At 45.1% G+C, this 12,611-nt stretch carries 13 protein-coding genes; 2 read left to right on the plus strand and 11 right to left on the minus strand.

Annotated elements, in window-relative coordinates; genetic code table 11:
* Positions 1 to 259: 259 nt before the first annotated feature.
* Both ACN0S4_RS12405 and ACN0S4_RS12410 read left to right on the plus strand, forming a co-directional pair.
* Positions 260 to 607 carry a helix-turn-helix domain-containing protein gene (locus ACN0S4_RS12405; RefSeq protein ID WP_417657978.1) on the plus strand — a complete coding sequence of 116 codons (348 nt, stop codon included), beginning with the start codon at positions 260 to 262 and terminating at the stop codon, positions 605 to 607.
* Positions 608 to 630: 23 nt separating this feature from the next.
* The gene (locus tag ACN0S4_RS12410) at positions 631 to 1,944 is read left to right on the plus strand and encodes a type II toxin-antitoxin system HipA family toxin (RefSeq protein ID WP_417657979.1); all 1,314 of its coding nucleotides are present in this window, start codon (positions 631 to 633) and stop codon (positions 1,942 to 1,944) included.
* 1 nt (position 1,945) lies between these two features.
* Here ACN0S4_RS12410 and ACN0S4_RS12415 read toward each other — a convergent pair whose 3' ends face one another.
* The 11 genes from ACN0S4_RS12415 to ACN0S4_RS12465 form a co-directional block, all read right to left on the minus strand.
* Positions 1,946 to 2,272, minus strand: coding sequence for a hypothetical protein (locus ACN0S4_RS12415; protein ID WP_417657980.1), 327 nt, complete (start codon positions 2,270 to 2,272; stop codon positions 1,946 to 1,948).
* Positions 2,273 to 2,321: 49 nt separating this feature from the next.
* Complete coding sequence (locus tag ACN0S4_RS12420; protein WP_417657981.1) at positions 2,322 to 2,648, minus strand: DUF1330 domain-containing protein; 327 nt, start codon at positions 2,646 to 2,648, stop codon at positions 2,322 to 2,324.
* Between the two features lie 21 nt (positions 2,649 to 2,669).
* A complete protein-coding gene (locus tag ACN0S4_RS12425; RefSeq protein WP_417657982.1) occupies positions 2,670 to 2,837 on the minus strand; it encodes a hypothetical protein in 168 nt (55 codons plus the stop codon).
* Positions 2,830 to 2,994: a hypothetical protein gene (locus ACN0S4_RS12430; RefSeq protein ID WP_417657983.1), complete on the minus strand. Its 165-nt coding sequence runs from the start codon at positions 2,992 to 2,994 to the stop codon at positions 2,830 to 2,832. Before ACN0S4_RS12430 ends, ACN0S4_RS12425 begins: the two co-directional genes overlap by 8 nt.
* A 289-nt stretch (positions 2,995 to 3,283) precedes the next feature.
* Positions 3,284 to 4,810 (minus strand): amidohydrolase family protein, encoded by a 1,527-nt coding sequence (locus tag ACN0S4_RS12435; RefSeq protein ID WP_417657984.1) that lies wholly within the window; start codon positions 4,808 to 4,810, stop codon positions 3,284 to 3,286.
* A gap of 60 nt (positions 4,811 to 4,870) precedes the next feature.
* The gene (locus ACN0S4_RS12440) at positions 4,871 to 6,025 is read right to left on the minus strand and encodes a helix-turn-helix domain-containing protein (RefSeq protein ID WP_417657985.1); all 1,155 of its coding nucleotides are present in this window, start codon (positions 6,023 to 6,025) and stop codon (positions 4,871 to 4,873) included.
* Positions 6,026 to 6,234: 209 nt separating this feature from the next.
* Positions 6,235 to 6,999: a DUF4145 domain-containing protein gene (locus ACN0S4_RS12445; protein WP_417657986.1), complete on the minus strand. Its 765-nt coding sequence runs from the start codon at positions 6,997 to 6,999 to the stop codon at positions 6,235 to 6,237.
* A gap of 137 nt (positions 7,000 to 7,136) precedes the next feature.
* Positions 7,137 to 7,841 carry a hypothetical protein gene (locus tag ACN0S4_RS12450; protein ID WP_417657987.1) on the minus strand — a complete coding sequence of 235 codons (705 nt, stop codon included), beginning with the start codon at positions 7,839 to 7,841 and terminating at the stop codon, positions 7,137 to 7,139.
* A 241-nt stretch (positions 7,842 to 8,082) separates the two neighbouring features.
* The gene (locus ACN0S4_RS12455) at positions 8,083 to 8,913 is read right to left on the minus strand and encodes a hypothetical protein (protein ID WP_417657988.1); all 831 of its coding nucleotides are present in this window, start codon (positions 8,911 to 8,913) and stop codon (positions 8,083 to 8,085) included.
* Positions 8,914 to 9,154: 241 nt separating this feature from the next.
* Positions 9,155 to 10,621 carry a UvrD-helicase domain-containing protein gene (locus tag ACN0S4_RS12460; protein ID WP_417657989.1) on the minus strand — a complete coding sequence of 489 codons (1,467 nt, stop codon included), beginning with the start codon at positions 10,619 to 10,621 and terminating at the stop codon, positions 9,155 to 9,157.
* Entirely contained in the window at positions 10,618 to 12,327 is a 1,710-nt protein-coding gene (locus ACN0S4_RS12465; protein WP_417657990.1) for an ATP-dependent nuclease, read from the minus strand. The genes ACN0S4_RS12460 and ACN0S4_RS12465 overlap by 4 nt, the downstream gene beginning before the upstream one ends.
* Positions 12,328 to 12,611: the final 284 nt, after the last annotated feature.

Here is a 12,611-nt window from a genome sequence, read left to right on the forward strand (position 1 = left end):
AAGAATCCGTCAAGTTTATTGATTTATAACGGAAAAGTTTATTTTTGGCAGGCGAATTATCAGGGTTTTGGAGCCCCTCAGCGGGTTAGAAGGCTACAGATAGTTAACCTAAAGATATAATGAGCAAATAATTGAACTTAAATTGCATAAAATAATATTAATGAGCAATTATTGTTACATTAAAATAAAAATGCATAAATAAAATAAGGTGCTATAATTTGCACATAATTAACTATTTTATTCATTAATGAGCATGAAAATGAACATTAAAAATAGCAAAATAAGGTTTAGCACAGCGCCAGTAGCTGTGATTGCTGAGGAAATTGGCGCGCGGCTAAAACAGGCCCGGCTGAACAAGAACTTCACCCAGCAAGAAGTTGCCGACAAAGTGGGCATCTCGCGGCGGACGTTAGTCGCAGCCGAACAAGGCAACGCGAAGCTGGATACCTTGATTGGTATCATGCAAGTTTTAGGGGTGATTGACCAGCTCGATGTGTTCTTGCCCGAGCAAGACATCTCGCCCCTGCAACTGGCCAAGCTGAAAGGCAAACAGCGCCAGCGTGCCTCCGGCCAGATGTCGCAAGATGACGACATGGAACAGTGGTAACCAGCAACGAGTAAGGATTCATCATGGTGACTGAAGTAGTCAATGTTCGCTATCAAGGCCGCATTATCGGTGCGGTGAGCTTTGATGTTGAGAAAGGTTATGGCAGCTTCGAATATGCCAATAGCTTTATCGCATCGGGCATTGAACTGGCGCCGCTGACCATGCCTTTGCGCGCAGGCATCTATAACTTCCCCGGTTTGCCCTACCCCACGTTCCGAGGGCTACCCGGCTTGTTGGCGGATTCACTCCCGGATGACTTCGGTAATGCAGTCATGAATGCTTGGGTGGCGGCACAAGGGAAGTCACCGCAAGACATCACACCGTTACAACGGCTGCAATACACTGGCGCGCGAGCCATGGGCGCGCTCGAGTACACCCCAACGCTCAATAAGGATGTGTTGAGTAAAGCACGTCAAGTTGAGATCGAGAGTTTGGTGAGCATTGCGCAGGAAGTGCTGGATAGCCGCAATGACTTTGCTGTGGAGCTGCAGCACGGCCAGGAAGATCGCGAGACCATGCTAGAGCTGATGTCGGTAGGCATGAGTGCCGGCGGCGCACGAGCCAAAGCGGTACTGGCGTTTAATGATGACTTCACCCAAGTCCGTTCCGGTCAAGCACAAGTACCCGCTGGCTTCACGCATTACTTAATGAAATTTGATGGTGTCAGCGAGCACAACACCCATCAAGAAACCTTTGGTGACCCATCGGGATATGGCGTGATGGAGTACGTGTACCACTTGATGGCCACCGCTGCAGGTATTGAGATGGAGCCTTGTCATTTGTTACCGGAAGGGAACCGGCGACACTTTGTCACCCGCCGTTTTGACCGCCGCGGCAATGACAAAATTCACGTCCAAACGCTGACTGGCATGGCGCATGTGGACTACAAAAACCCCGGCTCATTTTCCTATGAAGAGCTGTTCGACGTTGCCCGCCAACTGAAGCTGAGCCGCTATGAAGCCGAGCAATTACTGCGCCGTATGTGCTTCAACATTGTGGCGCGCAATCATGACGACCACGCCAAGAATTTCGCTTTTATGCTCGATGACCGCAAGTGGAAATTGGCACCGGCCTACGATGTCGCCTACAGCTACAAACCCGGCAGCAAATGGGTGAATCATCATTGGATGAGCTTAAACGGAAAACGCGAAGACTTTACTCGCCGCGACTTTCAGCACCTGAGCAAATTCGGCAAAACTTTCAGCGCCGACAACATCAACGCTATTTTAGATGAAACCATTGAGCAGGTAGCCAAGTGGCGCTCGCTTGCCGAGCAGCATGAGGTGCCGAAGGCGTTGATTAATGAGATTGCAGGCAATTTGCGGCTACAGCTGTAACTTAGGTTTTGCGGTTCATCCAGCGATCTATCTGGAAAGATACCGAACCGAGCACGACACTAAAAATGATGAACTCCGAAAGCAAGCGCAACCAGCTAGTGGGCTCGAATGTCACAAGGCTCGTTGGTTCACCGAAGATCACCGTAAATATAGCTATACCAATCAGAGCTCCGACCCCGAAGTCATTCAGAAATTTGAGAAAGCTGATGTCTTTTGGAGCAGAGCTTGCCTCATTGCTGCTTTGGCGTTTACGCCTGCGCCAGTGAATAGACAACATCACCGCATAAACGCAGACTAAGCTGAAGCCGAGTTGTACTAAGTCATCCATGTTTCGTTCTTCCTTTTCGTTACCTTTAGGGTCCTGAACCTATCGCGCCTTAGTCATGAGCTTTTAATATAGGCCGTAAATCATCCAGCTTGTCGAATAAGTGCCAAATATAATTCTTTGTACCCTTCTCACGATGCGGGTGCAAGTCAGCTAACGCAGGATCATTGCAGTAACCCTCAAAAGCAGCTTTCGACTCCCACTCGACCAGAATCAGCACCGTGCGCGGCGTCATATCACCCAGCGCCGCCTCTCTGAACTTGCCCAGCGAAACAACCTTCCCGCCATGCTTGCCCACTTCGCTGACCGAGCGCCGCGCGTATGCCAGGTACTCGTCTTTATCGACGATATCGAATAGGTTTAGCGCATATACGGGCATCGTTTCGTTCCTTAAGAAGTTTTAATCCGTCGATGGATGGTCAGCGTCTGAGGGGTCTTCCGCATTCATTTTATGCGAATTCTTTTCCCACTCGGTGACGCGCTTCAAAGCCGCAGCGTTTGCTTCAGCCAGCTCACCTGTTTCTTCGAGTAAGTCATCCAAAGATGACCCTATATGTTGATTAGTCATTTTTGGCCACCATAGGAGCATCAGGCTCGTTCTCTTTGCCCCAACCACGGAGCCATTTGTGGACTTCACTCGCATCAACCAGCTTTCCTGCGGAAGCCGACTCGATCGCCTCTAATGTCTGTTGCCAGCAATCCTGCTCAACCTGCATTTCATCCATGCTACACCTCCAGAAATAGTTACTTTTCATTGTAGTTGGCGATACTTTAGAGAGCAATTTAGAAGGACTCTTTCACCAATAACTGGCTTGCAAAGGGCATAGATTTGCCCTCAGAAATGAAAAAACCGCCATATATGATGGCGGTTTTTCCGCCCCGAACCGAAATCAACTGAATGATAGCTGTAAGGGGTGAGTCGTGGTTTTAGTTTGGTAATAATTTTGCCTTGTGTCAATAAAATATAGGTCTAGATTCCACTCATGGCTGATAGTTTCATTTGTGCGGCTTTGTCTACAAATATGCATCGATACTGAGCTTGCGGCTGTTGGTGTTGGCTTGCTTGACGGCGGCGAGCATGGCGTCGAGCTGCTGGCGGTCAAACACGCGTCCGTTGAGGATAACAGTGTCGATGGTTCGGGTGTTCTCAATGGCCGTGAGAGGATTCTCATTGAGTATGACCAGATCGGCACGGCGACCCGCTTCAATGACTCCCGCATTACTGCTCATCATTAACGCGGGCGCACTAGTTGCCGCTGCCAATGTTTGCGCCGGGCTCATACCTGCAGCATTTAACGAAGCCAACTCGTCATGCAGCGAGAATCCCGGAACCACTAAGTTGGCACCCGCGTCGGTGCCGGCAACAATAGATACGCCGCGACGCACCATGGCCTTCAACAAAATATGATGCGCATGCTCACGGGCGCGCCAGAAGATGTCGTTTTTCTCGCGTAGTTCTGGAGAGGCATCTGCACTCAGTTCAAACTGATTGTAGCCCGGCAGCCAACCGACTTTGAATTCATCCGAGTCCTGTGTGCCCTCGACAATGCCTGGGTTGGCGTATTCCATTTCAACTTGCGTTAAGGCCGTCTCTAGGTCACTGAATTGATCGTGAATGCTTTCCATAAACCACAACACTGAATTGACGGTTATGTTATTGGCAAGTAGGTCATCAATAATGGCATCGCTGCGGGCTTCCACGTGGGCATAGAAGGCATCGCTGCCTTGCTCGCTGATGGAGCCGAACTCGCGTATCAACACCCGCACAATCTCTTCCAAGTGCGCGATCTCTTTTTGCTGCGTTACGGCAAGCTCAGATAGCTCCAAGGACAACGGAAAATGCCCCGTGGTTGGCACGCCGAGTTCAGCGGCAACGGCGTTGACGGCGCGGTAGCTCGGCATATCCAGATGGTAGATTTTAATCGCGTCATAGCCTTGCTCGACAAAGTCGCGCACCAGACTCTCGGCATGCTCAACACCGCGGGTATTCTTATGGAAGGTAATCAGCTCATAGAAGGCGCCCTCGAGTAAGCCCATGGAGTCAATTGGTGGTGATGCTACAAACAGCCGCGGCCCTACCCGACCTTGCTCAATTTCCTTGCGCCACTGCAAGCGCTCCTCGGGGCCACCCAAGTCACGAATATGCGTCACGCCATTGGCAACATACAGCAAAAGGTCATTGGGGCTGCGCAGCAGATGCGCGTGAGAGTCGACCAACCCGGGAATCATGTATTTACCGCGACCATCAATAACGTTGGCTCCCGTGGGTATGACGCCATCAATAGCCACCGAAACAATAACCCCGTCATCAACAATGACCGTGCGTTCAGGCAGCATGGTCGGCCCATCTGGCGATAGCACGTTAATGTTGGTCACAGCAGTGAGCTGGGCGGGTGTGGCGAACGCCTCGTGATCCACCACTTCAGTGTGCGCGCCATAGATAAAATTGACGCCATTGATAAACCACAATAGATATCCGGCAGCCAACGCAAGGGTGCACAGCAGGAGACCAAGAAACCATTTCGAGAATGTTTTGAGCATGAGTAAAGTCCATCAGTTGTTGATGGACTCATTGCAACAGGTGCGGCGGGTCTACGCGTCCTAATTTATAAGATTAGACGTTTTTTTGCTTGCGGTGCTTTGCTGGCGGTACTTTTGGCGATAGAGCGTAGGACTTCGCCCAGTCAGCTTTTTAAACACCGCATTGAAGCTACTTTTTGAGGCAAAGCCAGCATCGAGACCAAGTTCAATGAGTTGGCGTTCACTGCCGCGGTCGAGTTGCTCGCATACCTCAGCCACCCGATATTCATTAATAAACTGATTAAAATTCTTACCGCCCGACTTGTTCAGCGCCTCCGACAAGTGGTGCACATTCACGCCAACCTGCTCCGCCAAGGTTGCCAGAGTCAGTTCGTTGTCGCGATACAAACCCTGCGCTTTCACTTGCTCTTGCACCCAGTCAAAAATACTAGCCCTAGTGTTGGGCTCGAGTACGCCCGCCGATGCGTCCTGTTGCGCTGCAGATTGCTCATGCTGATGTGAGAGTTCGCTCGATAGTTTTTCAATATAAAACAGACTCGGATTACGCCATTGCACAATAGCCACCGCATACACCAGCATGACCAGCAGTGTATCAGCGAGCAGATTTAATGCAGGTGCAGGGCTTATGAAGTAAAACAGCACCTTCAAGCCCCAAATCACCACCATGAGCGTGATAAGACACCAAAGCCAAGGGAAAATATGCGGATTGTAGGACGAGAGCGTTTGCTTTGCCTTCGCTTGATAGCGACTGACCATAGTGACCAAAAGCAGCGCATAAACCACCACCTGCCCATAAAACACAAAGGTTGTGAGCTTGTGTCGCAACAGCGTCGGTTCAGCCATGGTGACAAAAGCCAGCGCCTTGTCCGCCGAGAACAGCAGATCCACATTCAACAGATAGCATAGAGCCAGCGGCAATAGGTGTAGCACATCAAGCGGTTTCAGCGCCGCGCCAGTGATGGCTGTTCGACAATACAAATACGTCAGCGCCGCATAGCTGGCAGGCAAAAACACCAAGAAGCCAATGAGCCAAGCCAAAGGACCATCACCAGATGCAACAATAAGCGGCAACACCAAGGTCGTCGCAATCAACAAACACAACACACCGAGCAGCTTGCTCGCGTAATTCACGCGGTTGTCACTCACCAGCAGAGCAAACAACAACACACCTTGGAACGCGCCTGCAGCTAAAATTAGAGTTTGGACTTGGGGCATGTTGGGTTTAGGCTAAGGTTAACTATGGAGGAAGCTTACCTTTTGGGCGGAACTATGTCGATTAGCATGCTCCTTTGGCGGTATAAATCAGATGAATCGGTGTTTAGTCAGTCAAATTTCTATTCGCGCCAGTCAAAGCAACAATTTCGACGGAAAAAGTGCTGTTTAGTATGCTATTTGTGGAGTTGATGTCCCCATCCCCAAGCTAGTTAGCTCTTTTTAGCTCGCTCAACTCGTCTGTCTTTTAATTGAGAACCTTTTGCAGGTATCTCGAAAATCACATCAAAAGTATGTTCGATAATTTCTATAGCTAACTCAAGTTCATCTCTTGACGGATGAGCAAGTTCATGGACAGCATCGTTCCCCATAAAACGATGCTCATGAAGTACATTCGCGCTTTTCTCAGTTAAAAAACCTTTCTCATGCAACCCTGAAATTTTTCCTTCTAAGTTTGAAAGTCGCTTCACTTCCTGAGAATTATCAATTCTAGTAATTACTTTAGGTCCATCAATTACACCAAGAGCTGCGCACAGTCCCTCAATCAGAGCTCTTAGTCCAGCAGCTGTCAACGTAAACGAATCATTATTGAAGCAATCAATTGATTCACGATAGATACGCCGTAAATTATTCGGAACTTCCCAAAAATCTTTAATGGCTCTAGTACTATTTGACCGTTTTGGATAAAGAGTCACCCGTTCACCATCATCCCATTCATTCGTTCCTATTTGCTGCATATCTTCTGAGAACCACGTCACTTGCCTAAAGGAAGAGGACATACAACCTTGACACTGCACTATCTGATGTGAGTTGCTCCATTCAATTGAAAAGTTTCCTTCATCGTATTCTTCAGAACCAAGGTAATCATATGACGCAACGATCATATGGCGAGTTGACCCACCGCACTGAGCACAATGCTCCTTTACGATAGAGTCTTTGGATTTTCCTTCCTCATAATACTCTTTGATCTCGCCCATCTTGCTCTCCTAGAAACTTAATATTTATATATTGCACACAAATGAGAGTATCCCGTCTATACACGGTTATTTCTGCCAAAATTTAAGGCACCGTTATCCAACGAACAAAATTCCGCAGATTAAATTTACCTGTTAGACTACTCCTGATAATTAATAAAGTTTCTACGTAAATAAGCAAAATATTGCTTCTGGTCAGGTGTTGGAGAGAAAATACTGCTTGTCATAACGGCATACAATACTTTACAAGTATCAGATAAATGCTTTGAGTTAAATGAATTCCAATCAGTATCTCTTGGCTCATTAATGACTTGCAGATGAACCTTGTTTCGTAGAGATCTTAAACCTTCCAGCTTTTGGTAAATGGTCGTACCCTTGCCAAAAATATTGTTAGACTTTGCACTCTTAATCATGGCATCGAAGGTCATGTGCTTAATTTCTGACCTTTCCAGTCTTTGATAGATCAAGATATCAATTTTGACGTAAGCTCCATCAATTTTCTTTTGATTACCTTTAAATTTAACTTTTTCCTCCCATTCCGTAGTGGAATGGACATTATTAACGATAAGCATAAAATGTAATATTGACTCGATAATACTGGAACCAACTAGAACAATAGTTTTTATAGTCTGGGTATATAGAACCGAGCTTAGCTTTATGTCTTGTAATATTCTGTCTTGAAATTGAATATACTGCAGGTTGTAAGCAAGATTCTTGCGAAGCGCATAAGAGTGTTGGTATCCACGCTCTGAAAAAATTGATTTTTTCAGCAGTATTTCAAGCTTGTCAATCGATATTGGATACCATCCACTTCCTTCTTCATCAGTTTTTGTGAGCTTTGTCATATTTGCTTGCCTGAGTATAGGTTTGTCTAACGTTAGTCATAAGTTGCGATCTAGCGAAGGCATTGGATGAACGGCGACTGGCCCCAAAAGCCTTACTGGTCTTGTTACAGCGTTTTGGGGCTAATTTATTTTCGACTCAAATAAAATCAACTTTTGTAATGCGCTCTCAAGGTTACAACCTACCAAGGCGATTTTGGTCTCAAGGTGCATCTATTAACCATTCTATTTATTTGTTTCTTAATTACAGCTCACTTCTAATGCGTGACTTATACGTCTTCAGTTGTTCATCAGACAATATTTCCTCGTCCTGCCAATCATAGACAATATTCAATAAGCTAACCACTGCAGAATTTGGGAAAGACATGACTTTTTCAATCATCTGATAGTCGTGAACACTGAAGTTACCTAGCGCCGTATAAAATGCACGTACACAATCTACAGACGACGCTCGTTGTGATTGTGTTCCAACTAAGGTTATTTCATCACTCGCATACACTTCAGCATGACCGGCATTGTCGGCAATAGAACGAATAATTTGTGGTAATGAGGGCCAATACTTGAGGTCGTATTGCCCAAATAATCGGTTTAACTTTTCTTTAGGGTGCCATTCATACAGGTGATTTCCTGCTTTATTAGCAGCATCATCCATGAAATCGAGGATTGAGTAATGGTTATCGCTGGAAAAGCCGGAATCTTCCGATTTTCCCTTTTGTAATTCTAAAAGTTCAGCTAAATGATTCGCTGCTTCTGCAATCTCTATGTTAAGTGTTTTGAGTTCTCTAGCTATCTGGCGTGCCTGAACGAATCCTTCTTTTCGGGCAAAGATTATTAAACCAAGAACACAGTCAATAAAGTCGTAACGAGCATTAAAGTCTAATTTTGAATTCAATTCCTCCCAAAGTGGAAGAAGTTCATCGAAGCGTTCCATAATTCGCTCAATCACGTGGATTTCGCTCGGCCAATAATGATTTTCAATGCGATCATTTTTCAAGTGTTGTAGCGATTTCCGAATGCTCTCAACAGTATTGTCACGTAGAACTTCGATATAGACTGGGTATGACTTAGCTTTCATGTTATCTATCCTATAAACCTATATTTTCTATCATAGTACCCAGTAGTAGCGATATGATGTGCATCTGAGTTTCACACATTTTCACCTCAACTCAGTTACTCGAATAATGATCAAAGCACGTTCACATCAAACCTAGACACGCTACGCATTAAAATGAGTAAAGGTCTGCTCCATGCTCGTTGCAGGCCGTAGACTTGACCTGTAGGACTGCTTCGTGCCAAAAGCAGATGTTTGGCAATCTTTACTTATTGATATTATGTTTCCTCAAATTTTTCTTCATTCTGTGGTTTGGAAGATTTGGGTTTAGTACTTCAAACCCAATAGATTCAAGACTCTCAGCAATGTAATCATGCTTATACTCTTTACCAAGTAAATTCATGTCTACAGCAACAACTACTTCAGATTTCGCGCGAGTTAACGCGACATAGACCATATTCCAAGTCTTATTGTATTTAGTAACGCCATCTTGCATTAAGCACTTGAAAATCGTTGGTGTTAAGACCAAGACGCACACCTTAGACTCTAAGCCCTTGGTTCTTTGGATGCTGCTGATTGCGTACTTGGATGAATTATCCTTGGATGAACTGTATTGCTCAGCTGATCGGCAAAGCTTTTTGAACAGCTCTTTTTCATATGGGATTTCTAGTTCGGCAAGAAATTTACTTATAGACCTGTTGTTATCATTGATGGATAGCAAGGAAGCAAAGAAACGCTGCAATGAGTTTATGACCACACCTTCTTCGTATTCTAGAAATGTCTTCGTAAGGAGCTCTTCTATTTCTGGATCGAACTCTGGTAATGATCCTGCTTGCTTGGTTGAGTAGTTACCTTCTTTTCTCAAGATGCTAACTAAGCTTCCATTCTCAATGTAATGACAGAGAACTTCATCGTAATGATCATCTTCAGAAGTGATGTATGTTAGGCGTCCTTCAACCTCAGACAAGCTAGTTTGCTCTTGGCCTCTGGGGCAGAAGGTGTTTGAAAGGTCAAGAATTCTCTGTGGAACCCTACGAGAAGTCGTTATATTCGGAAGTACTTTAACTTTTTCGTTGGCTTTGTTCGCTGCTAACCAGCCTTTGAAAGATTTTGGATAATCTATTGCTTGCTTTGGGTCGCCCACCATGTAGATATCAACCGAATTCTCTCCGATTTGTTGAAAAGCCTTAAGAGCAATTTCATCAAGATCTTGAGCTTCGTCGAGGAAAATCTTATAAATAGCGCTACTTAGGAGTTTGTGAACCTTCCTAACTTTAGACTTTTTCTTTTGGCTACTGTGTTTTGAGTAGTTTTCATCTACAACCCTCCGTGCTGCGGAATAAGTTTCATCGACGTGTATTACGCCACTTTTCTTTAGCCTGCTGATGGTGATCGCCTTTTCTCGGTTCTTTTTTTCGTCAGTCTTTCCAGGTGGAAAGTTTGAGAATGTTTTGCATCGAGAGGAGGTTGTGTAAACTTCATTTAGAACGAATGGAGAGTAAGGATAAATGATCTCATTCAATAGAAACGTGTGAACAGTGCAAACCACAATATTCTCTGGCAAGTATCCGAGTTGTTTTATGATAGCTTCGGAGATATTCTTCGCTGCGCTGTTGGTATATGTGATGGCGAAAATCTTTTTATGCAACGTTGGGTCGTAGTGCGAGATAACATTTTCAGCTAGGCCGTGAGTCTTACCTGCGCCTGCTCCGGCTATTTGGACCTCAATCATTTCATGAAATCCAGTGCTTCTTGGATATGTTTGGGTAGCTTGATTGGATCTTTGTTCTCTTCGTCTAAGATAGAGTCTGCAACCTTCAGCATCCTTTCTGCTTTACTCTTTTTCAGGAACACGGCCATCTCTTCTGGAGTGTTGTAATTCTTCTTGAACAGTTTATTTAGGCGACTAAGGTTTCCATCTGCCGCTGCAAGATCATCTTCGAGAGTATATTTGGTGGTCGTTCTTACTCGTATGTTGGCGTTGTTGGTATCGTATTCTTCATGCTTACTCTTGGTCGTGTCATTTTCATCATAATCTCGGATGATGCTCAATTTCTTCTTAGTATTGCTTCTGTTGACTTGTAACCAGACATCCATGAATGTTGTAAAGCCAGTTTGCTCGATGGATATCACCTCGAGACTGCTAACGTTCCCGTTGTCACGATAGAGGATGGCGTTGATCAACATCTCTTCGGTGGTACCCTCAACTAGCACAGTCTTGTTGCTCAGCAACAGTTTTAGTATGTCGAAGTTTGGTCGTTTACGAAGGTAGTTAGTGAGATGCATGTTACTATCAGTTAGGTGGACGGCCTCATTTCCCGATAGGACGATCACGTTGGTTAGCTCAAGTTTATTGATGATCTGTGGACTATGGGAGCTAATTACCGCTTGAAGAGATGAGCCACCTTTTTGTGTGCTCTTGTATATGAAGTCGCTTGCGAAGCGGAGGTTGTTAACGCTTAGATGCGCTTCAGGCTCTTCAATGCAACAAAGATTGAGTGCATTCCTGTTACCCTTGAAGAACTCAAATAACAGGTAGATATATACGAGGTTACGATACCCAAGGCCACGCTGATACAGGTAGCTCTCACCCGATTTCAAAGTGATGTTGGATAGGATGCTCTTTAAATTTGGCAGATTGGGGATACATTCAAGCTTGTCAACAATCTCGTCGAAGAAGTTCTCGAAGTCTGGGGCAGGTGTAACGATCTTTTTAAATGTCTCGGTGCTTTCTATTTCATCAAAGAAAGAAGTGTACGCGCTGTTAATTTTGGCCTTGTCGGAATCCTCAAGAGAGGAAATCAGCATCTTAGTCAGAATGTCGTTTGATTTCTGTGTGCTGCTCTCTGCAAAGTCGTCACGCTCTGCGTTGATTGAGTTGATAGCTATAAGTCTTAGATCGGAATAGCTAACTTTCAACCCATTGTTGCTTTGCGTTACGTTGTAATCGTAAAGTTCAATTGGTAGGTTGAACCAGCGTGTATCTTTGATGTCCTTGATGCCTTCGAGTAACTCCTTGGCAGTCTTAACAAAATGATCTGCATCTTTGGGTCTGAAATCGTAGCGAATCTTATAGCTATCGTCGGCTTCTTCTCCGATTATCCACTTTCCAATAACGCCCTCTTCAATAATGTTCTTTGGCTCAGTGAACTCGACCTCAACTCGAACCTTTGGAATCAAAGCCTTGATCTCATCATCTTCCTTGCCTTTGATGATAGCTTGGTAAAAGTCCTTGATTGCTTCGCGGTTAATATCCGATACTGAGAGACGTTTCTTATTGAAGCTGATGTCATTGTTTTTAAGCGGCAAGGCAAGCGCGTCGAATAGGTTGGTTTTGCCTGCTTCGTTTTCACCGATAATTAGGCTAAGCGGTGAAAGCCTGATCTCGAAGCTTTTGAAGGCTCGGTAGTTTTCAATTTCAACCGTACGAATGTACATTTATATTCCATGTATCTATTGTTTGTGATCCTGTTCACAAAATTAACACCAAACAACGAAGGCTAAAACAAACTTAGACGAAAAAATAGTTATTATATCGCCTCTTTTATTTGACGAATCATTCGCAAATCGTCCGATTCCGCGCCAAGATGACGGTCCCCCAAGAAAAAGATCCACACCGACGATGAATTTGGGCATGATTAATACCTTACGAGGACCATGCCATGAAATCAAAACGTTTCTCTGTCGAGCAGATCGTATCTGCAATCAAACAACATGAGGCC

The sequence above is a fragment of the Pseudidiomarina aestuarii genome, from assembly GCF_048263735.1.
Taxonomy (GTDB): Bacteria; Pseudomonadota; Gammaproteobacteria; order Enterobacterales; family Alteromonadaceae; genus Pseudidiomarina; species Pseudidiomarina aestuarii_B.